The following is an 18,169-nucleotide window of genomic DNA, read 5'->3' as shown; positions in this document are numbered from 1 at the left end:
TTGTTCCGAACATTGACCATGCCCACGCCCTCCGCCTGCCCCGTCTGCACACTTGAAAACACCTACCGCGACGGCGACATGAACATCTGCCCCGACTGCGGCCATGAGTGGAGCGATGCGGCCGAAGCGGCCCCAGCTGACGAAGGCGCCAAGGTCGTGCGCGACGCCAATGGCCAGATTCTGGTCGATGGCGACTCGGTCATCTTGGTCAAGGACCTGAAGGTCAAGGGCTCGTCCATCACGCTCAAAAAAGGCGCCAAGGCCAAGGGCATACGCCTGGTCGATGGTGACCATGACGTTGACTGCAAGATCGACGGCGTCAGCCTGATGCTGAAGTCAGAGTTTTTGAAAAAAGCCTGAGCCGGACTGAAGCAAGCCTGAGGCAGCCTCAGGCTGCGCGGCTGCGCAAAGCCGCTTCCAACATCTGTGTGGCCAAGGCGCCGATTCGGCACAAGGCTTGCGGATGCTCCTTGCCCCAGCGCCCACCCACACTCAGCCTGAGGCAATGCCGAAAGCGCGGGCTGGCGCTGAACATTGAGCCCGGTGCGATACAGATGTTTTCTGCCATACAGGCCTCGTACAAGGCCACCGCATCCAGCCCGGCCGGCAACTCCACCCACAGAATGAAGCCCCCGCCCGGGTCACTGACGCGCGTTCCTCTGGGGAAGCTGCCGGCGATCAGGCTGCGCGCCTCGTCAACCCGCCGAGCCAAGTTGGCGCGCAATTGCCGCAGTGCTGCGGCCGCCCCGGCCTGGTTCAGGAGATCGGCCAGAGCCAGCTCCACCACAGCTGTTTGCGCGCCGGCTTGCACCGACTGGATTTTGTGAATGGCTTGCGCCCAGCGCCCACCATCCACCCAACCCAGGCGCAGGCCAGGAGCCATGGTCTTGCTGAAGGACCCGCAAAGCATCACATGGCCGGTGTTGTCGAAAGAGCGCACGGCGCGCCGCTTGTCCTCCTGCTCAGCCAAGTCGTTGTAGATCACATCTTCGACCAAGGCGATATCGTGCCGGGCAACCATCTGCGCCAGCCGTTTGCGCTCTGCCAAGGGCATGCAAGAGCCCATCGGGTTGGACAGCGTAGGCACCACCAACAAGGCCTTGATGGCCTGCGTATCCAGCGCCAGCTGCAGGGCGTCCAGCGAGATACCGTGGCGCGGATGGGTAGGAATTTCCAAGGCGCGCAGATGCAGGCTCTGCAAGATCTCGAGAAAGCCAAAATAGGTCGGCGACTCCAGGGCCACTACATCGCCAGGCTTGGTGACAGCCTTCAGGCATAGCGTGATCGCTTCCATGCAGCTATTGGTCATGACCAGGTCGCCGGCCTGCAATTCACATCCCAGCCCGAGTGCGTATCGGGCAACAGCGCGGCGTACTTCCTCTCGCCCAGGCCCCAGCGGGTAGGTGCACAGGAGTTCGCGGTGGCGTTGCACCACTTTCGTGAAGGCCCGGCGCACGCGGTCCTGGTCAAAAAGCTCGGGCTCCGGGCAGGCCGCGCCAAAGGAGATCAGGCCCGGCACAGCCGATTGCCGCAGAACTTCCTGTCCAAGCTCGTCCAAATGCACCACCCGCGAGCGCGGTCGTGCGCGCGACAGCTGCGGCTCGGGCAAGGCCGTCGGCCGGCTGGCCACAAAGTAACCCGAGCGCGGCTTGGCGACGATCAGTCGGGCATCCTCCAGCCAACGCAGCGCCTGCACCGCCGTGGATGCCGACACCGCCTGCTGCGACGCCAGTTCACGCACCGAGGCCAGCCGCTCGCCCCGCTTCAAGGTACCTGCGCGAATGGCGCGCGCCAAGCGTTCAGCGATCTGCAGGTACAGCGGGCCCTCGTTCGAGACATCATCCATGCCGCATTCTGTACCAGGCTCCGGTATTGCGAGCAGTACAGATGATGGGCAAGCCGAGCCATACAGCCCAGCGCAACACAGAGTCTGTACGGTACAGATTGGTCGGCGTCTGTGGCTGGCTGAACAGGCACAAAGGCCGCAAAGTCAAGGCCATGGACAACACCCTGACCCGAACCGACATCACCCCTGAACCGGGCTCGCTGTGCAAGCAGCTCAAACTGCCTGCCAATGCCGCCAGCCAATTGTTGCAGCTGCGGTGTGGCCAAAGCCTGCTGGTGCAGGTCAGCCAGGGCTGGCTGTGGCTGACGCGGGACGGGGAGCTCGATGACATCATCCTGCCACCAGGCTCACGCTTGCAATTGCAAGAGCCGGGCAATTACCGCTTGGGCGCCTTCGGCCCGGCAGATGCGGCGGTGACCTCTTGGTCGGCACCTCGATAATGCCCAATTCCTACTTCATGAGCCGCTTTCATGAGCAGCAATTCCGAGTCCAACAACGAGGCAGCACCGCTGCCGCGCAGTAGTCATCGCTGGGCCACGATATCGGCGATTCGCGCCCGCACGATGATCATCGCGCTCTGCGCCTTGGGCACCTCGCTCTGGCAGGGTTACACGATTCAAAAGCACAACCGCTTGATGGTGCAGCCGATTCTGGACGAAGAGATCAACACCGACGCTGACGGCCGGTGGGAGAGCTATGTACTCAACAGCGGCCTCGGCCCGGCCAAGGTGTTGCGCGTCGACTACCGGGTCGACGGCAAGGCAGTTGAAGGTTTGAGCGACGCGCTCAAGGCCTTGGGTGAACCGGCGGAATGCTATGGCACCGGCAGCCTGGTGCATTTCTACCGCGTCAACCAGCGCCAGCAGGTGTTGAGGACGCTAGACAAGCGCTGCGCCAAAACTTCAGAGGAATTGAAGCTGCTCTTGTCCAGGCTGCAACTCACGCTGCACTATGAATCGCTCTATGGCGACAAGGCGGTCTTGAATATGTTTGGGCCGGAAGCAAGCGCGCCCTGATGCGGGTGCCGGCAAGTTTTACCGTGCCAACTCGGCGCGCATCGCGTCGATGACAGCCTTGTAGTCCGGCTTGCCGAAGATGGCTGAACCGGCCACAAAGGTGTCGGCGCCGGCATCTTTGATTTGCCGGATGTTGTCGATCTTGACGCCGCCGTCGATCTCCAGGCGGATGGCACGGCCACTTTGCTCGATGATGCGGCGCGCTTGCTCAAGCTTTTTCAAGGCACTGGGCAAAAAGCTCTGCCCGCCAAAACCGGGGTTGACGCTCATGATCAAAATCATGTCGACCTTGTCGATCACCCACTCCAGCACATCCAGCGGTTCGGCCGGATTGAACACCAAGCCTGCTTGCTTGCCCTCAGCCTTGATCAACTGCAGCGTGCGATCCACATGCTTGGATGCGTCGGGATGGAAAGTGATCATGTCGGCGCCGGCCTTGGCGAAGGCGACAGCCAGGGCATCCACCGGCTCCACCATCAGGTGCACGTCTATCATCGCGGACGTACCGTCGGGCTTGACCGAGTGCTTGCGCAGAGCCTCGCAGACCATGGGCCCGAAGGTCAGATTGGGCACGTAATGGTTGTCCATCACGTCGAAGTGAATCCAGTCGGCGCCGGCCGCCAACACATTGCGCACCTCCTCGCCCAAGCGGGCAAAGTCAGCGGACAACAGGCTGGGGGCGATACAGAAATTGCTCTTGCTCATGGCGATATGGCGGGGCCTGTGCGGCCTGCGCGTTGAATTGGGCGATGGCGGATTTTAAGGACTGGCGCGACCACGGCTTGCAGGCGCGCGCTTTTTCACCGGCGCAAGCGCAGCCTTGGGCTCGCTTTCGAACAGAGGCTGCGCTGCCGCGAGACCTCCGAAACAGCTCAGCAGCAAGATCTCGATGATCTGCTCATCGCTGTATTGGCCGCCGGCCTTGAGCAAACCCAGCACCGGGTCGCAGGCCCGGGCAAACAAGGTGTAGAGCACTACTTCAGGAGGCAGCTCGGGCCGCAAGTCTCCGGCGGCCTGCGCCGCTGTGATCCAAACGCCCAGTTCATCGGACAAGCACATCAAGCGGTCCAAATAGACCTTGTGCCCCAGCAACGCCGCCCGCAAGCTGGAATTCTGTGCCGGCAGCGAGGGCATCTCGCCTGCCAGCTGGACCTGCATGGTCCAGCGCGCCACCGCTTTGAGTTGCACCAGGGCAGGCGCAGCGGGCTCTTGCTCGCGCAGCCGGGCCAACTCGGCCAATGCCCGCTCCAGCACCCGCACCATGGCCGCAGCGGCCAGATCCTCCTTGGAGTTGAAGTGCTTGTACAGGCTGGCCTTGGCAATGCCGACGTCGGCCACCACCTCGTCAACCGTCATCAGATCGAAGCCTTTTTCGGCCAGCAAACGGTTGACCGACGCCACGATCGCGTCTTCGCGCAGCTGCAGCTGTTGTTCACGGAAGGAGGTTTTTGCCATGCCGCCATTCTAGGCTGCCTACCCACAAAAAATACAAACCAGTCTTTACAAGAACCGATAATTCACAATATGTACCGCACAGTTGACATTTTGAACTACATCGTTCACATTTACGCCAATCGCTAATGCTGCTCCGGTCGCTCCAGACCCCCATCTGCAGACACCCATCGAAAGCACCCACCATGTTGAACTGGCTCAAGAACACCGCTCAGCCCTCGCCGGCGCGCCCTGCTTCACGCTTGATCGAATCATCGCCATCACCAAGCTCTGCGTCTTCCGCGGCAATCCTGCTGGACCCGCCTGCGCGAGCGCTGCGGCACCCGGCGGCGCTGGACTTGGGCGATGGCTGTTGGCGCGAGGCCCTGCAGGCCGCCGGCCTGAGCAGCCTGATGCACAGCCCCGGCAACCTTGCCCTGCTGGTGCCCAGCGACCGCGCCTTCCTTGATTTATTGCATGAGCTGAAGCTGAGCTGGCCTGAGCTTTGTGCGGATCTGCCGCGCCTGCGTCGCCTCTTATTGGGTCATGTGCTGATGGACGGCTCAGCCCTGACGGCCGCGCGCCCCGGCGCCTTGCTGCGCACCGCCGACCAAGGCGTGCTGCAATTGCTCGGAGACGGCCGCTTGCGTGACGCCCTGGGCCGGCATGCCCAGACGCTCGGCGTCATCGCCCCGCGGCAAAAGCTTGGGCCCGTCGCCCATCTGATCGATCGCGTGTTGCGCCCCGCCGAGCGCGGTCTGCTGGATCTGCTGGCCGACAGTCCCGCGCACAGCGATTTTCTTCAGGCGCTGCGCAGCACCGGCCTGAGCAGCTGGCTCAGCGGGGGAGGCCCCATCACCGTGTTGGCCCCCTGCAATAGCGCTTGGGCCGCGCAAGTGGAAGCTGGCCAATATGCCGCCGCCGAGGCTCGCGCTGCGTTTCGCTTGGAAGATATGCTTGGCCGCCACCTCGTGGCGGGCCGCTGGCTCAGCGACGAAATACCCTGGGGCGGCCAAATCCCCAACCTAAGCGGTGAGGCCGTCAGCCTGAGCCCCTTGGGGCTGATCAGTTGTGGCCCATCAAGCTGGGCCCAGCCCCAGTCGCTGCATCCGGGCAGTGACAGAATTGCCAACAATGGCGTGCTGCATCGCTTGGCCTGCCCGAATAGCCTGGCCTGACAGCATTCGACTCGGCCCTGCCTTCTCTGAGCGCAGGGCTGGCTCAGGCCCGCACAGAGACCTTTGGCGGTTTGAAACGCTGACGCGCCAAATCAACCCGGCTGCGGGTGACGCAGCCCAGCGCATGGTCGTTGAACAAACCCATGGACTGCATAAAGGCATACATGGTGGTAGGCCCGACAAACTTCCAGCCGCGCCGCTTCAAATCCTTGGAAAGCGCGCGCGAAGCCTCCGACTCGGTCGCCATCAGCGGCTGATCCAACGCGGCCGGCTCAAAACTCCATATATAGGCGGCCAAGCTGCCTTGCTCGGCGACCAGCTCGATACAGCGCTGCGCGTTATTGATGACCGCCTCGATCTTGCCGCGATGCCGCACGATGCCGGCGTCTTGGAGCAAACGCCCGATGTCAGCGCCATCGAATCGCGCCATCCGCTCAATTTCGAAGTTGGCAAACGCGGCCCTGAAGGCTTCACGCTTGTTCAGAATGGTGCGCCAGGACAGGCCGGACTGAAAACCTTCCAAGCAGAGCTTTTCAAACAGGCGTCTATCCTCGTCGACCGGAAAACCCCATTCCTCGTCGTGATAGCGCAGGTAGCCGGCGTCACCCGCCGCAGCGGCACACCACAAACAGCGCGGCTGGCCGTCGCTGGGCAAGAAAAGGGGTTGGGTTGCACTCATGGCTGAAGGTCGGATCGGCTTGAACCCGCGCAGCATAGCGCCCCGCCCAGGGCATGGGTTTACCGGCGCCCCTAGAATCCAGCCATGGCTAATCCGCAAATCAAATGCACCGTGCTCGTGCAAGTCCTGCCCGAGCAAACCGATGCACAGCAAGGCGTCTACGCCTTCAGCTACGCAATCACCTTGGAGAACACCGGTGACATCGCCGCCCAGGTCATCGCGCGGCACTGGCATATCACCGATGCGCGCGGCTTCGAGCAAACCGTGGACGGGCTGGCCCTGGTCGGCCATCAACCGCTGCTGGCGCCGGGCCAAAAATTTCAATACAGCAGCTGGGCGCAAATCGCCACGCCCCAAGGCAGCATGCATGGGCGCTTGCTGTGCGTGACCGAGGAGGCAGAAATCTTCTACACCGAGGTCCCTGAATTCATGCTGGCCGACAGCGGCGCGCTGCATTGATGTTCGGACTCTTTCGAGCGGCACCCGGTTGGGACTTGACCGCGCTGCTGAATGCCGCCGAACCCCGCGCAAGCCTGGCCAAACGCAATCTCTGGCTGGCGCGCCTGCTTGAGTGGCTGCGCCACCCGGTATCCCGCGATGAGGCCAGCACGGGCACCACGCTGCTGCCGGTGTTGCGGATCAAGCACCTGCTCAATGTGCTGGAGCGCAACCCCGAACATGCCCGGGCCTTCGCCGGCGTATTAACCTCGATCTGGCGCGATGTGGACGCCATCGGCTTGTTTGCCGATGTCGGCTTCGCGCCGCGGGTGGCCTTGTGGGGCGAGTTTGTGCACCGCCTGCGCCAGCATTTGCTGCCGCGTACCGCCGACACCACCGACCTGGCCGAACTGTTCGACCTGCTCTTCCCCGAGCAGGCCGACGAGCAGTGGCTGCTGGCACTCGATGATGAATTGCTGCAACGCCTGAGCCATGTGCTGCTGGGGCAGGCGCGCAACAAAGCCTGGCAAGCACCCATGCTCAGCGGGCTGACCACCTTGGTCAGCACGGTGCGGGCTTCTGGTCTATCCGCCACGCTGCGCCGGCGCATGAGCGCCGACTTGCTGGCCAATCAGCCCTTTGAGCAACTGGCCAGCGCCTGCGACGATATGGTCGACGCCTTGCGCGCCGGGGACGCCGATAAAACCGGGCAAGCCTTGCAGTACCTGCGCGCCTTGCTGGAAGCCTGCCGGGCAGCCGCTGCCACCATCCCCGACCATCTGGAAGCTCATGGCGTCTCGGTCGAAATCGTCTTCGCGCTGGAACAGATGCAAGCGCGCATCGAACGTATCGAAGCGCTGCTGATCTGCCTGGTGGCTGAGCAGCCGCAACGCGAACTGGCGCGTTTGCTGGCCAGCCTGGTGCGCGTGGTGCATGAGCGGCGCAGCATCACACAGCTGTTCTCCAGCCATTATTCGCTGCTGGCGCGCAAGGTCGCCGAGCGCAGTGCCGAAACCGGCGAGCACTACATCACCCGCGACCGCGCCGACTATGGCCATATGCTCAAGCATGCGGCCGGCGGCGGCGCCATCATCGTGGGCACCACTTTTGCCAAATTCACCGTCATCGCCATCGGCATGAGTGCTTTTTGGACCGGCTTTTGGGCCGGCGCCAACTATGCAATGAGCTTTTTGATCATCCATCTCTTGCACTGGACGGTCGCCACCAAGCAGCCCGCCATGACCGCACCGGCGATGGCGCAAAAGCTTGAACACATCGAGCGCGACGCCGATCTGCAAAGCTTTGTCGACGAGGTGGCCAATCTCTTGCGTTCGCAGTTTGCCGGCATCCTGGGCAATCTGGCCGTGGTCGCCCCGGTCGTGCTGGGCGTGCAATTGCTCAGCAGCTTGCTCTTCGGCTCACCCTTGGTCGGCGAAAAGTCGGCCCATTACGTCCTGCATTCGCTGACCCTGCTGGGCCCCTCGGCGCTGTACGCAGCCTTCACCGGCGTGCTGCTGTTTGCCAGCTCCATGGTGGCGGGTTGGTTCGAGAACTGGTTTGTACTGCACCGACTGGAGAGTGCCATCGCCTGGAATCCGGCCATCATCGCGCGGCTGGGCGCCTCGCGGGCCCAGCGCTGGGCCAAATGGTGGCGGGACAATGTATCCGGCATCGCCGCCAATGTCTCGCTGGGCATGATGCTGGGCCTGGTGCCGGTGCTGCTGGACTTCATTGGGCTGCCGCTCGATGTGCGGCACGTCACGCTCTCGACCGGTCAATTGGCAGCCGCCGTCGGCGCGCTGGGCACAGACATCTTCCGCTTGGCCGACTTTTGGTGGTGCGTGGCCGGCATTGCGGTCACCGGCATCTTGAATCTGAGCGTTAGCTTCTACCTGGCGCTGAAGGTGGCGCTGCGTTCGCGCGGCATCCGTTTGGCCGACCGAGCCCGGGTTAGTTCGGCCATCTGGCGGCGCCTGCGCGAGCAACCGCGCAGCTTTCTACTGCCGCCCAAGGCCAGCAGCGATGCCTCCCCACCAGCGTCCTAATCCTTTTTGTCGCTGCCGTCTTCATCCGGCAGCCGCCGCTCGCCGCCCTTGCGGCCTGAAAACATCGTCCACCAGATGATGAACACGAAAACACACAAGGCCCCCAGCGCCTCCAACAAAAGCAATGTCATGGCTGCGGCCACCTCGATGATCTACAAATTCAACGTCCTGCGGCGGACTGCCGCAGTGGCCGCGATTCTAGGGGGCTTGGTCGCCGGCTGCAGCAGCCCGCCCAAACCGCTGCAGCCCAGCCCGGCGGGCGAAGCCGCAGCGACCGCGCCCGCGCCCGCTGCCAATGGTGACCCCACGCGCCAGCGCGCCGTGCTGCTGCGCGAGCGGGCCCGCTGGGTCGAGGCCGACTGGAGCGAATTGCCCGGCTGGGGCGGCGACCGCGCGGCCGAGCTGTGGCCGGCGCTGCTGCGCGGCTGCGCGCGTCCGGCTGAAGGCTGGGCCGAGGTTTGCGCGCAGGCCAAGAGCAACGCCGCGCCCGCCGATGACGCCCAAGCTTCGCTTTGGTTGATGCAGCATCTGCGCCCCTACCGGGTTGAGTCGCATCAAGGCGAAGCCGTGGGCCTACTCACCGGCTACTTCGAGCCGATGCTGGAGGCCACACGTCGCCCACAAGCGAGCTTTCAGGTGCCGGTGCATGCAGCACCCGCCGACCTGATGCAGCGCCGTCCCTATTTCACCCGCCAGCAAATCGAATCCGATGCCGCGCTGCGGGCGCGCCTGAAGGCGCACGAGCTGGCCTTTTTGGAAGATCCGCTGGACTTGCTGGTACTGCAGATCCAAGGTTCGGGGCGTTTGCGCGTCAGCGACGCGAGCGGGCGCACGCAATGGGTACGCATGGCTTTTGCCGGTCATAACGATCATCCCTATCAGTCCATCGGCAAGGCCTTGATCGAGCGCGGCGAGCTGCGTGCCGGCGAAGCGTCCTGGCCCCTTATTCGCGACTGGCTGCGCCGCAATCCAGCGTTAGCGAAAGAGTTGCTGTGGAGCAATCCACGCTATGTTTTCTTCCGCGAAGAAGCGTTGCCCGACCCGGCCATCGGCCCGCGCGGTGCACAAGGCGTGGCCTTGACGCCGGGCCGCTCGATCGCGGTGGACCGCGCCAGCATCCCCTACGGCACGCCGGTCTGGCTGGACGCCACCGAGCCGCTGTCCAAGCAGCCCTTGCGCAAATTGGCGATGGCACAAGACACCGGCAGCGCCATCACCGGCGCGGTGCGGGCCGATTATTTCTGGGGCTGGGGTGGTGAAGCGGAACAGCAGGCCGGGCGCATGAAGCAGCCGCTGCGGCTGTGGGCCTTGTGGCCGGTAGGGGCCATGTAAGCCTGCCTCGCTTGCGGGAAATCCCGCTCGGCCGCCAGGTCTCTTGGGTCGCAAAGCTGTGTATGCTGCCGCACTCCAGCTCTTTGTTGAGCGGGCAAGGCGACGCCGGTAATGCCGGCCTAAAACTCAGCAATCAACCCGTTCGCCCCCAAAAAAGCGCGCGCCCCGATGTCATTCAAAAACATAGATTGGCGGCAAATACCGCTCTACACGCTGGTGTTCATGTTCCTCTGGCCATTTTTGATCAGATCGAAAATTCTGGACCCGGGCGGCACGACGCTGTATTGGTTTATTGCCGCGACCTACATCAATTACCTGTCCTTCATCTTCAGCATCGCTTACGGCCAGCGCATGCAAATGGGCCTGCATCCGGCACAAGCAGTCTGGCTTTTTCTGCTCAGCAATGTTTTGCTGATCCTGACCTTTGCGGCAGGCTGGCAAGTCTTTGATGTCTACGGCACGAGCGCGGGCTGCAATAACAACACCGACTTTCTTGATTCGCTGTATTTCTCGACCACGATCTTCGCAACCGTTGGCTTCGGCGACTTCCTACCCTGCAATGCCCACGGCAAGATGCTGTTCATCGCCGAGTCCATCATCGGCTCGACCCATTTCGGCATCTTCATTACGCTGATTTTTAGCCGGGTGATCTTTCCGGCCAGAGACCAAGAAGCCCCAAAAACTCGATAGGCTTTAGACACCGAGACAAGATCTCTCCCTCGCCGCTATGCGGAGGTTTCAAATGGGACTCGGGTCTGCCACCACCGCCCGGCCCGCCTGCGCCCAAGCGTCCAAGCCGCCCACCAAGGCACGCGCACGCGGCAGGCCCTGCTCGGCCAGCACCGTCACCGCCAGGGCCGCGCTGACTTCGTTAGGACAGTTGCAATACAAGACCAATTCGCGGTCGCGCGGCAGCCTGGCGGCCTGTGCCTTGAGCTGGTCAATTTCCAGCAGCAGCGCGCCAGCAATGTGACGAGGGTCCACCGCCCGGCCGCCGGCGGCGCGCACATCAATGAAAACCGGCCCGGCGCCGCTGTCTTGCAGCGCCGCGGCCTCGGCCACCGTGATGCGTGCGCCCACAATGCGACGGGCAAAACGACGGCGCTGCCACAAGCGGCGCAAAACCAAACCGACAACAATCAAGGCCAGTGCCACTAGCGCAAAAAAGCCAGCGCTGGCCAGCATGTCCAAGACCTGTTGAATCTGATCCGACAGCATCCAACCCAAGAGCAGAAAAGTGCCACTCCACAGCAGGCCGGCAACAAAGTCATAGGCAATAAAGCGCCGCCAACTGAAACCCAGGGCGCCGGCCATCGGTGCGGCCACCACCGACACGCCGGGCAAAAACTTGGCCGCCAGCAAAGCCTGCCCGCCCCAGCGCAAGATGAGGCCCTCGCTTTGGCGCACGCAGGCATCGGGCGATAGCGAAATGCGGCAAAGCAGCTTCATGACGCGGTAGCCATGGCGCCGCCCGGCCACAAACCAGATCACATCGCCGCCGATATTGGCCAGCACGGCCGCCACCAGCGATGCCGAGCCCGAGAGTTGGCCCTCGGCCGCCAAGCCGCCCACCACCACCAACATGGGCGCGGCCGGCAGCGGCAGGCCGGCTCTTGCGGTCAGGGTCACGAGAAAGACCAGCAGCACGCCATGCGCGACCAAAAGCTCAATCAATTCGCGCATCAGCGTCCTTGACTGCGTCCAGCCGGCGAGCGCTCAAGTGCACCATCACTCCTGAATCTGCACGCCCTTCCAAAACGCATAGTGACCCTTGATCTCGGCGGCAGCTTCGGTCGGCTCAGGGTAGAACCAGACCGCATCCGGGTTCATCTCGCCGTTGACGAAAAGGCTCAGGTAATGGGCCTGGCCCTTCCAGGCACAGCCAGTGCGGTGGTTGCTGAAAGTCGTGTATTCACGCTTGAGCGACTCGGGCGGGAAGTAGTGGTTGCCTTCGATCACAACCGTTTTGTGGCTTTCGGCCACGACCACACCCTGCCAAATTGCTTTCATCTTGAGTCTCCTGCCATGAACAATATGGGGCGGACTATAGGACAGCCGACAATGCAGCGGTGAAACGCTACCACTCCCACCTTGACCGCGACATTTTTGTCACCTCCGGCTCTGCCAAGGACCTCAGCCCCGGCTCATTCGGCATCTGTGCCATCGACGGCGGCGCACAGGGCTGGTCGGTCGTGCATATCGGCCCCGACGGCGATGCCGCCGACCTGGGCGGCGAGTATTACTTTGCCACGCCGGAAGAAGCGCTGGCTTTTTTGAAGGAGCTGATCGAGATGCTGCAACAAAGCTAAAGGACTGGCCGAGCAAGCAAGTAAGCAAGAAAAACAAACAAACAGACAAAGACCTGAAAGCCATGATCGTCAAAGCCCTCGTTGCCTCGATGCTATGCGCCAGCACCTTGCTCGCGCAGGCTCAAACGGTCACGTTCGACAGCATTACATGGTTAAAGTCCGAGTCATCCATGTCGAAAGACTTTTTGCGCAGCGCGGGCTCTGTCGACCCAATGCTTGAATTCATCAAGCAGCAAACACCCCAGATCAGTCATCAGCTCATCACCGCCAATGCCAAACGCAGCTGGCAATTGTTGCGGCAGGGCGACCGAATTTGCATTGCATCGGCAGTGCGAAATCCTGAGCGTGAACGCTTGGCCTACTTTTCGAACACAGAACTGACGCCGCCGCTGCGATTGATCGTGCGCAAAGACAAGGCGGCTGCCTTGCCACTGAACAAGTTCGGCGAAGTGGACTTGGGCTCACTATTGAATACGACGCAGCTGCGCGGCACTTTGGTGAACCAACGCAGCTACGGCACAGCCATTGATAAGCTGCTGGCCGAGCGACCGCCGAACCAGGCCATCAGCGTGATAACGCCCAGCGACTTCGGCGTTCAAGTGCTGCAAATGATCGCGCGCGACCGGGCGGACTACACCATCGAGTACCACCAAGCGATGTTGATGGTTGAAAATCGGCAGCAAACCTTGCTGAGCTTCCCCATTGCAGGCGTTTCCGAGCTGATGCTGGTTGGCGTGGCCTGCCCGCGCAACCACTGGGGATTGGCTGCGATTCAGCTGATAGACGCGGCGCTGAGCACACCCGCGGGTGTCGCCATGTTGAGGCAAACGAGTGCACGCTGGGCCACTGGAGATGAACTGCCGCGCTTTGCCGTGCAGATCGACGCGTTTTACAAGAGCCGCGCTCAAGCGACCCAGTTTGGCCCCTGAATCAAGCCCAAGAAATTTGGACCGATACTTCCACCGCTGCCTAGGCTTCAGCGCAGCGATCAAGGAGAGCCTAACCCATGCGCTTTGCTGCCGCCCTCGCCCTGCTGATACTCGGTGCGTGCCCGACCGGGAGCAGCCGTGCGGCCAGCGACGTGGTGAGCCACATCCAATGGCTCTCATCCGACGCGCCCGCCCACAAAAGCAAGGGGCCGAGCTACGGTATCACCGAGCTGCTGATCGCCTTCATGGACAGCGAATGGCCGCAAGTTCAGCATCAGTTGCTCACGGCCAATTCCAAGCGCAGCTGGCAGATGATAGGCAATGGCGAGCCGGCCTGCCACACCACCGCCGTGCACACCGCCGAGCGCGAAAAGCTGGCCTATTTCAGCGATATCTTGCTGGTGCTACCCGCTCAATTGATCGTCAACCGAGCTCATCTGGCGGCGCTGCCGCTCAACACCAAGGGTGAAGTCGATCTGCCTCAGATGCTGCGCCAGGGCAACTTGCAAGGGGCTCTGGTCGAAGGGCGAAGCTATGGTGCAGCGGTAGACGCAGCGGTGGCAAGCCGCCCGGCCGGCGGGACGCTGAAGTTCTTCTCTTCCCAAGGCTTTGGTGACAATGTGCTGCAGATGGTGCTCAAAGGGCATGCCGACTTCACCGTCGATTTTGATGTCGCGCTGCGCACACTGGACGAACGCGGCATAGCGCGCAGTCAGCTCGTCGGCCTACCGATTCAAGGAGCCAGTGAACCGCTCGTTGTCGGCATCGCCTGCCCACGCAATGCCTGGGGTTTGAGCGCGATTCGGCAGATCGACAAGCTGATGTCCTCACCGGCCGGCTTGGGCCTGCTCAGAAGCGCCGGCACGCGCTGGGCCACACCGGAGATCTTGCGCATCTATGGGCCCCGCTTGGAGCAGTTCTACAAAGAGCGCAGCAAACTAACGCATTACCCTTAAGCACCCTAGGCACTCCAGGCGCTGCGCCAACTGCGGGGATTGCGGGGATTGCGCGGCCAAGAACATGCTCTAAACTGGTCCGCACCAAGCCACTCAGCCATGGAGGCCATCAAAATGAAGTTGCCTGCGCTGCTGCTGGCTTTGTTCGCCTGGCCATTGACGGCTTTGGCTTCACAAGGCATCTCGCAGCCCGACGCGCAGCCGCCCGCGCTTGAACGCATCATCTGGATGAAGGCCGACGCCAAAGCAATCAACCCGGCGACGGCCTATATAGTCGAGCGCCTGCCGGCGATTCAGCATGAATACTTGTCGGTGAACGCGCTGCGCAGTTGGCAGATGATTGAGCGCGGCGAACATGCCTGCCGCCCGGTGACGGTGCGCACCGCACAGCGCGAGCAGCAAGCTTACTTTGCCGACACCCATCTAGCGCCGCCGGCAGAGTTGCTGGTGCGGCGCGACAAACTGGCACTTGTGCCGCGCAACTCAGCGGGTGAGGTCGATCTGGAACTACTGATCAACAAAGGTTCTTTGCGCGGTGCATATGCCCGCGGGCGCAGCTACGGCGAGGCTATTGACCGCCTGCTGGCCAGCCAAGGCCAAAACAAGCAATTGGTCGACTATTCAATGGCAGGCTATGGCTCGCGCTTGCAAGACATGCTGGCGCGTGATCGCGCCGACTATCTGATCGAATCGAATGGCGCTTTGGCGCAGATGAGCGCCCGCAATATTGACGTCAAGCCCTTCGTCGATCTGCCCATCCAAGGCGCTTCTGAGCCGCTGGTGCTGGGCATTGCCTGCCCTCGCACGGCCTGGGGGCTGGCCGCCGTCAAGGCGATCGACCAGGTGCTCGGCACGCCCGCCGGCGCGGCTCATATGCGAAAAACAAGCGCCGACTGGTTCAGCGGAGCGGCGCTAGAGCGACTGAAACCGCAAATCGAGCAGTTCTATCTGCGCCGCAGCAAGCCGCACTACAGCGAATGATTCCTCAAGATGGCTGCAGCATGGCCGCGCCCAAGGCCTCGGCCACTTCAATGCCGTCCACCCCGGCCGACATGATGCCGCCGGCATAACCCGCACCTTCACCGGCGGGGTACAGGCCCTTGACGTTGAGGCTTTGGTAGTCACGGCCGCGCGTGATGCGCAGCGGCGATGAGGTGCGCGTCTCGACGCCGGTCAAGACCGCGTCGGCCATGGAGAAACCCTTGATCTGGCGCTCGAAGGCCGGCAGCGCCTCGCGGATCGCCTCAAGCGCGTAGTCGGGCAAGCTGCCATGGCCTTTTTGCTGCAGGTCAGTCAGCGTCACGCCGGGCTTGTAGGACGGCTCGACATTGCCAAACACCTTGCTGCGTTGGCGCTTGATGAAGTCGCCCACCAGCGCGCCGGGCGCCTTGTAGCCGCCCTCGCCCAACTCGTAGGCGCGGCTCTCCCAGATGCGCTGGAAGGCCATGCCGTCGAGCGGATTGACGGGGCCATCTGCCTTGCCATCCTGGCGGTAATCTTGCGGGTTGATGCCGACGACGATGCCGGCATTAGCATTGCGCTCATTGCGCGAGTATTGGCTCATGCCATTGGTGACGACACGGTTGGGCTCCGAGGTCGCCGCCACCACCGTACCGCCGGGGCACATGCAAAAGCTGTAGACCGAGCGGCCGTTCTTGGCGTGATGCACCAGCTTGTAATCGGCAGCACCCAGGATAGGGTGGCCGGCGCTGGCGCCAAAACGAGCCGCGTCGATGATGCTTTGCGGGTGCTCGATGCGGTAGCCGATAGAAAACGGCTTGGCTTCCATATAGACGCCGCGTTGATGCAGCATCGTGAAGGTGTCGCGCGCGCTATGCCCCAGCGCCAGCACCACCTGGTTGCTGGCGATCTGCTCGCCCGAGGCCAGCGTCACACCGCGAATATGTTGACCATCGGGGCCATCCTCAATCAACACATCCGAGACCTTCTGCTCGAAACGGATCTCGCCGCCCAAGGCCTCGATCTCGGCCCGCATCTTGATCACCATCGACACCAAACGAAAGGTGCCGATATGCGGCTTGTTGACGTAGAGAATTTCTTCCGGCGCGCCGGCCTTGACGAACTCGGTCAAGACCTTGCGGGTCAGAAAGCGTGGGTCGGAAATCTGGCTCCAGAGCTTGCCGTCCGAGAAGGTGCCGGCCCCGCCCTCACCAAATTGCACGTTGGATTCCGGGTCCAACTCGCCCTGGCGCCACAGGCCCCAGGTGTCTTTGGTGCGCTGGCGCACGTCCTTGCCGCGCTCCAGCACGATAGGGCGAAGACCCATCTGCGCCAAGATGAGCGCCGCAAAAATACCGCAGGGACCAAAGCCGATGACGAGGGGTCGCGGCTGCGGATTCGACCCGGCATAAAAGCTCGCAGGCGCCTGAGCGACGAAATGGTAGTCGGTGTTCGGCGTCGGCTTGATATGGCTGTCGCCGGCGAAACGCTGCAACACCACAGCTTCACCGGTCAACTCGCAGTCCACCGTATAGGTCAGCACGATGGCCGACTTTTTGCGTGCGTCGTAGCTGCGTTTGAAAACGGTGAAGGCTCGCAGGTCCGCATCAAGCACACCCAGGCGCTGAACGATCGCCGGGCGCAGTGCGTCCTCGGCATGGTTCAAGGGCAGGCGGAGTTCGGTGATGCGAAGCATGGTGGTCGCTCAAGGGCTTGGGCTGCAAACCCGATCTGATGAAAAGCTGTTGCAGAAATGACAAAAGGCCCCGTCCAGGGCCTCGTGTCAATTCTTATCGCGGGCACCAAATCCTCGCCGGATGTTGGTGCCACAGGGTTTCGGCCAATCAGCCGCCCTTGCTTGGGCGCTTGCCCGGGTTCTTCTTGCTGCGAGTGTGCACACCGCGCTCAAGGCTGCACTTCTGGCCGTGGCCGGCGGTGAAAGTCACGCCAACAGGAGCGGCAGGACGAGGAGTAGCACGACGAGCGGCTTCGGTGATGATTTTGTTGCCCATGAGTGGCTCCAGTACAAAGGATTGATAAAGCTGACAGCGAAGCTGAATGCAAAAATTCACCAACCCCTTTTCCACTCAGGCGCTGCTTGAATGCAAGCACGCTCAGCGGAAGCCGCAGTCGCGATCGGGCCTCAAATGCGCCCAATTTCAACCCGGCTGAGTTGGAGAGAATCCGGCATTTTACTTTGGAAACGAGATTCGCCCAAGCCGCACGCATATTTTTGTGCAGTCGCCGCCGCCAAGGTGCCCCAAAACGCCCTCTTGCAGGGCTGAAATCTGCACTTTGACGAACCCGCTTGCCGCGCCCGCACTCCAAGGCAAGACTGGCGCAAGTCCAGCCAAACTCTCGCCCTCCATTGAAACAAGCCCTACTGCAAGCCCTGTTGATCGCCCTCGCCCTGGCAGGTTGTGCGGCCTCACCCGCCGACCTGCAGGCGGCCCGGGCCGAGCGCGAAAGAATCGCCAACAACTTCGAGCTGACCGCCGACGGCTGGCAAAGCCTGGGCGTCAACGAGGAACAACAAGCGCTTTACCGCAAGCTGGCCATTGAGGCCAGAAAGCCCAGCGCCAGCAAAGAATTGGCACCTGACAGCTTTTTGAACCGGCTGATCAAGGCCGTGCTGGGTGCCCCAGCCGGCCCGGCGCCGGACTGAAACCCTCAGGCTCGCTGCGTCCAGGCCTGCAGCATCAACTCGGCACCGGCCAGATTGGTGGCGCAGGGCACATCGTGAACGTCACAGGCGCGCACCAGCGCATTGATATCGGGCTCATGCGGCTGCGGCGTCATCGGGTCGCGCAAAAAAATCACTGCATCCACCTCGCCCACCGCCAGGCGGGCACCGATTTGCAGGTCACCGCCATGCGGGCCGCTGAGCAGGCAGTCGACCGTCAGGCCCAACTCCGAACTCAAGCGGCGGCCGGTGGTGCCGGTGGCCATCAGGCTGCAAGTCTGCAGCAAGGCGAGGTGCTTGGCGGCCAGGGCCACCATATCGTTCTTTTTGCCGTCGTGGGCGATCAGTGCGAGTTTCATGGCGCTCA

At 62.4% G+C, this 18,169-nt stretch carries 23 protein-coding genes; 13 read left to right on the top strand and 10 right to left on the bottom strand.

The window, feature by feature from the left end:
• Positions 1–18: 18 nt before the first annotated feature.
• Complete coding sequence (locus LNV08_RS10570; RefSeq protein ID WP_263533669.1) at positions 19–360, top strand: zinc ribbon domain-containing protein YjdM; 342 nt, start codon at positions 19–21, stop codon at positions 358–360.
• A gap of 28 nt (positions 361–388) precedes the next feature.
• Here LNV08_RS10570 and LNV08_RS10565 read toward each other — a convergent pair whose 3' ends face one another.
• Positions 389–1,846 carry a PLP-dependent aminotransferase family protein gene (locus LNV08_RS10565; RefSeq protein WP_263533668.1) on the bottom strand — a complete coding sequence of 486 codons (1,458 nt, stop codon included), beginning with the start codon at positions 1,844–1,846 and terminating at the stop codon, positions 389–391.
• A gap of 152 nt (positions 1,847–1,998) precedes the next feature.
• Here LNV08_RS10565 and LNV08_RS10560 point away from each other — a divergent pair, with 152 nt between their 5' ends.
• Together LNV08_RS10560 and LNV08_RS10555 are read left to right on the top strand one after the other, a co-directional pair.
• Positions 1,999–2,286 (top strand): DUF2917 domain-containing protein, encoded by a 288-nt coding sequence (locus LNV08_RS10560; protein ID WP_263533667.1) that lies wholly within the window; start codon positions 1,999–2,001, stop codon positions 2,284–2,286.
• Between the two features lie 30 nt (positions 2,287–2,316).
• On the top strand, positions 2,317–2,862 hold the full coding sequence (locus LNV08_RS10555; RefSeq protein ID WP_263533666.1) for a hypothetical protein: 546 nt from the start codon (positions 2,317–2,319) through the stop codon (positions 2,860–2,862).
• A gap of 18 nt (positions 2,863–2,880) precedes the next feature.
• On the opposite strand, the gene rpe is transcribed toward LNV08_RS10555, so the two are convergent.
• Complete coding sequence (gene rpe / locus LNV08_RS10550; RefSeq protein WP_263533665.1) at positions 2,881–3,567, bottom strand: ribulose-phosphate 3-epimerase; 687 nt, start codon at positions 3,565–3,567, stop codon at positions 2,881–2,883.
• A 54-nt stretch (positions 3,568–3,621) separates the two neighbouring features.
• The gene (locus LNV08_RS10545) at positions 3,622–4,317 is read right to left on the bottom strand and encodes a TetR/AcrR family transcriptional regulator (RefSeq protein WP_263533664.1); all 696 of its coding nucleotides are present in this window, start codon (positions 4,315–4,317) and stop codon (positions 3,622–3,624) included.
• A 182-nt stretch (positions 4,318–4,499) separates the two neighbouring features.
• Between LNV08_RS10545 and LNV08_RS10540 the strand changes: the two genes are divergently transcribed.
• Positions 4,500–5,471: a fasciclin domain-containing protein gene (locus LNV08_RS10540; protein ID WP_263533663.1), complete on the top strand. Its 972-nt coding sequence runs from the start codon at positions 4,500–4,502 to the stop codon at positions 5,469–5,471.
• Between the two features lie 43 nt (positions 5,472–5,514).
• Here the strand turns inward: LNV08_RS10540 and LNV08_RS10535 are convergent, their stop codons facing one another.
• On the bottom strand, positions 5,515–6,150 hold the full coding sequence (locus LNV08_RS10535) for a DNA-3-methyladenine glycosylase I (protein ID WP_263533662.1): 636 nt from the start codon (positions 6,148–6,150) through the stop codon (positions 5,515–5,517).
• A gap of 84 nt (positions 6,151–6,234) precedes the next feature.
• Between LNV08_RS10535 and apaG the strand changes: the two genes are divergently transcribed.
• Both apaG and LNV08_RS10525 read left to right on the top strand, forming a co-directional pair.
• Positions 6,235–6,609 (top strand): Co2+/Mg2+ efflux protein ApaG, encoded by a 375-nt coding sequence (gene apaG, locus LNV08_RS10530; RefSeq protein WP_263533661.1) that lies wholly within the window; start codon positions 6,235–6,237, stop codon positions 6,607–6,609.
• A complete protein-coding gene (locus tag LNV08_RS10525; protein ID WP_263533660.1) occupies positions 6,609–8,633 on the top strand; it encodes a site-specific recombinase in 2,025 nt (674 codons plus the stop codon). Before apaG ends, LNV08_RS10525 begins: the two co-directional genes overlap by 1 nt.
• Here LNV08_RS10525 and LNV08_RS10520 read toward each other — a convergent pair.
• Entirely contained in the window at positions 8,630–8,764 is a 135-nt protein-coding gene (locus LNV08_RS10520; protein ID WP_263533659.1) for a hypothetical protein, read from the bottom strand. The genes LNV08_RS10525 and LNV08_RS10520 overlap by 4 nt on opposite strands.
• Between LNV08_RS10520 and LNV08_RS10515 the strand changes: the two genes are divergently transcribed.
• Together LNV08_RS10515 and LNV08_RS10510 are read left to right on the top strand one after the other, a co-directional pair.
• On the top strand, positions 8,763–9,965 hold the full coding sequence (locus tag LNV08_RS10515) for a murein transglycosylase A (protein ID WP_263533658.1): 1,203 nt from the start codon (positions 8,763–8,765) through the stop codon (positions 9,963–9,965). The two genes, LNV08_RS10520 and LNV08_RS10515, sit on opposite strands and share 2 nt — an antisense overlap.
• Positions 9,966–10,133: 168 nt before the next feature.
• Positions 10,134–10,655: a potassium channel family protein gene (locus LNV08_RS10510; RefSeq protein WP_263533657.1), complete on the top strand. Its 522-nt coding sequence runs from the start codon at positions 10,134–10,136 to the stop codon at positions 10,653–10,655.
• Between the two features lie 48 nt (positions 10,656–10,703).
• Here the strand turns inward: LNV08_RS10510 and LNV08_RS10505 are convergent, their stop codons facing one another.
• The gene (locus LNV08_RS10505) at positions 10,704–11,648 is read right to left on the bottom strand and encodes a DedA family protein/thiosulfate sulfurtransferase GlpE (RefSeq protein ID WP_263533656.1); all 945 of its coding nucleotides are present in this window, start codon (positions 11,646–11,648) and stop codon (positions 10,704–10,706) included.
• Between the two features lie 45 nt (positions 11,649–11,693).
• Positions 11,694–11,975 carry a DUF427 domain-containing protein gene (locus tag LNV08_RS10500; protein ID WP_263533654.1) on the bottom strand — a complete coding sequence of 94 codons (282 nt, stop codon included), beginning with the start codon at positions 11,973–11,975 and terminating at the stop codon, positions 11,694–11,696.
• 59 nt (positions 11,976–12,034) lie between these two features.
• On the opposite strand from LNV08_RS10500, the gene LNV08_RS10495 reads away from it, so the two are divergent.
• From LNV08_RS10495 to LNV08_RS10480, 4 genes are all read left to right on the top strand, one after another.
• Positions 12,035–12,274, top strand: coding sequence for a hypothetical protein (locus LNV08_RS10495; protein WP_263533653.1), 240 nt, complete (start codon positions 12,035–12,037; stop codon positions 12,272–12,274).
• Positions 12,275–12,336: 62 nt separating this feature from the next.
• Positions 12,337–13,203: a TIGR02285 family protein gene (locus LNV08_RS10490; protein WP_263533652.1), complete on the top strand. Its 867-nt coding sequence runs from the start codon at positions 12,337–12,339 to the stop codon at positions 13,201–13,203.
• Between the two features lie 77 nt (positions 13,204–13,280).
• A complete protein-coding gene (locus LNV08_RS10485) occupies positions 13,281–14,159 on the top strand; it encodes a TIGR02285 family protein (RefSeq protein WP_263533651.1) in 879 nt (292 codons plus the stop codon).
• A 114-nt stretch (positions 14,160–14,273) separates the two neighbouring features.
• Positions 14,274–15,140: a hypothetical protein gene (locus tag LNV08_RS10480; protein WP_263533650.1), complete on the top strand. Its 867-nt coding sequence runs from the start codon at positions 14,274–14,276 to the stop codon at positions 15,138–15,140.
• 4 nt (positions 15,141–15,144) lie between these two features.
• Here the strand turns inward: LNV08_RS10480 and LNV08_RS10475 are convergent, their stop codons facing one another.
• Together LNV08_RS10475 and LNV08_RS10470 are read right to left on the bottom strand one after the other, a co-directional pair.
• Positions 15,145–16,815: an NAD(P)/FAD-dependent oxidoreductase gene (locus tag LNV08_RS10475; protein ID WP_263533649.1), complete on the bottom strand. Its 1,671-nt coding sequence runs from the start codon at positions 16,813–16,815 to the stop codon at positions 15,145–15,147.
• Between the two features lie 148 nt (positions 16,816–16,963).
• Positions 16,964–17,131: a hypothetical protein gene (locus LNV08_RS10470; RefSeq protein ID WP_263533648.1), complete on the bottom strand. Its 168-nt coding sequence runs from the start codon at positions 17,129–17,131 to the stop codon at positions 16,964–16,966.
• Positions 17,132–17,487: 356 nt separating this feature from the next.
• On the opposite strand from LNV08_RS10470, the gene LNV08_RS10465 reads away from it, so the two are divergent.
• The gene (locus LNV08_RS10465; protein ID WP_263533647.1) at positions 17,488–17,784 is read left to right on the top strand and encodes a hypothetical protein; all 297 of its coding nucleotides are present in this window, start codon (positions 17,488–17,490) and stop codon (positions 17,782–17,784) included.
• A gap of 5 nt (positions 17,785–17,789) precedes the next feature.
• Here LNV08_RS10465 and LNV08_RS10460 read toward each other — a convergent pair whose 3' ends face one another.
• Positions 17,790–18,161, bottom strand: a complete 372-nt coding sequence (locus LNV08_RS10460; protein WP_263533646.1) for a methylglyoxal synthase — start codon at positions 18,159–18,161, stop codon at positions 17,790–17,792.
• Positions 18,162–18,169: the final 8 nt, after the last annotated feature.

Source organism: Paucibacter sp. TC2R-5 (assembly GCF_025717605.1).
GTDB classification, from domain to species: domain Bacteria; phylum Pseudomonadota; class Gammaproteobacteria; order Burkholderiales; family Burkholderiaceae_C; genus Paucibacter_A; species Paucibacter_A albus.
Note: the sequence above shows the minus strand (reverse complement) of the source record. Positions and strands in the feature narration are given on the sequence as shown.

What these genes read in the sequence shown, in the direction of transcription:
- LNV08_RS10570 (WP_263533669.1), top strand. Translation starts at nt 19, where the DNA reads ATGCCCACGCCCTCCGCCTGCCCCGTCTGCACACTTGAAAACACCTAC.
- LNV08_RS10565 (WP_263533668.1), bottom strand. Translation starts at nt 1,846, where the DNA reads ATGGATGATGTCTCGAACGAGGGCCCGCTGTACCTGCAGATCGCTGAA.
- LNV08_RS10560 (WP_263533667.1), top strand. Translation starts at nt 1,999, where the DNA reads ATGGACAACACCCTGACCCGAACCGACATCACCCCTGAACCGGGCTCG.
- LNV08_RS10555 (WP_263533666.1), top strand. Translation starts at nt 2,317, where the DNA reads ATGAGCAGCAATTCCGAGTCCAACAACGAGGCAGCACCGCTGCCGCGC.
- rpe (WP_263533665.1), bottom strand. Translation starts at nt 3,567, where the DNA reads ATGAGCAAGAGCAATTTCTGTATCGCCCCCAGCCTGTTGTCCGCTGAC.
- LNV08_RS10545 (WP_263533664.1), bottom strand. Translation starts at nt 4,317, where the DNA reads ATGGCAAAAACCTCCTTCCGTGAACAACAGCTGCAGCTGCGCGAAGAC.
- LNV08_RS10540 (WP_263533663.1), top strand. Translation starts at nt 4,500, where the DNA reads ATGTTGAACTGGCTCAAGAACACCGCTCAGCCCTCGCCGGCGCGCCCT.
- LNV08_RS10535 (WP_263533662.1), bottom strand. Translation starts at nt 6,150, where the DNA reads ATGAGTGCAACCCAACCCCTTTTCTTGCCCAGCGACGGCCAGCCGCGC.
- apaG (WP_263533661.1), top strand. Translation starts at nt 6,235, where the DNA reads ATGGCTAATCCGCAAATCAAATGCACCGTGCTCGTGCAAGTCCTGCCC.
- LNV08_RS10525 (WP_263533660.1), top strand. Translation starts at nt 6,609, where the DNA reads ATGTTCGGACTCTTTCGAGCGGCACCCGGTTGGGACTTGACCGCGCTG.
- LNV08_RS10515 (WP_263533658.1), top strand. Translation starts at nt 8,763, where the DNA reads ATGGCTGCGGCCACCTCGATGATCTACAAATTCAACGTCCTGCGGCGG.
- LNV08_RS10520 (WP_263533659.1), bottom strand. Translation starts at nt 8,764, where the DNA reads ATGACATTGCTTTTGTTGGAGGCGCTGGGGGCCTTGTGTGTTTTCGTG.
- LNV08_RS10510 (WP_263533657.1), top strand. Translation starts at nt 10,134, where the DNA reads ATGTCATTCAAAAACATAGATTGGCGGCAAATACCGCTCTACACGCTG.
- LNV08_RS10505 (WP_263533656.1), bottom strand. Translation starts at nt 11,648, where the DNA reads ATGCGCGAATTGATTGAGCTTTTGGTCGCGCATGGCGTGCTGCTGGTC.
- LNV08_RS10500 (WP_263533654.1), bottom strand. Translation starts at nt 11,975, where the DNA reads ATGAAAGCAATTTGGCAGGGTGTGGTCGTGGCCGAAAGCCACAAAACG.
- LNV08_RS10490 (WP_263533652.1), top strand. Translation starts at nt 12,337, where the DNA reads ATGATCGTCAAAGCCCTCGTTGCCTCGATGCTATGCGCCAGCACCTTG.
- LNV08_RS10485 (WP_263533651.1), top strand. Translation starts at nt 13,281, where the DNA reads ATGCGCTTTGCTGCCGCCCTCGCCCTGCTGATACTCGGTGCGTGCCCG.
- LNV08_RS10480 (WP_263533650.1), top strand. Translation starts at nt 14,274, where the DNA reads ATGAAGTTGCCTGCGCTGCTGCTGGCTTTGTTCGCCTGGCCATTGACG.
- LNV08_RS10475 (WP_263533649.1), bottom strand. Translation starts at nt 16,815, where the DNA reads ATGCTTCGCATCACCGAACTCCGCCTGCCCTTGAACCATGCCGAGGAC.
- LNV08_RS10470 (WP_263533648.1), bottom strand. Translation starts at nt 17,131, where the DNA reads ATGGGCAACAAAATCATCACCGAAGCCGCTCGTCGTGCTACTCCTCGT.
- LNV08_RS10460 (WP_263533646.1), bottom strand. Translation starts at nt 18,161, where the DNA reads ATGAAACTCGCACTGATCGCCCACGACGGCAAAAAGAACGATATGGTG.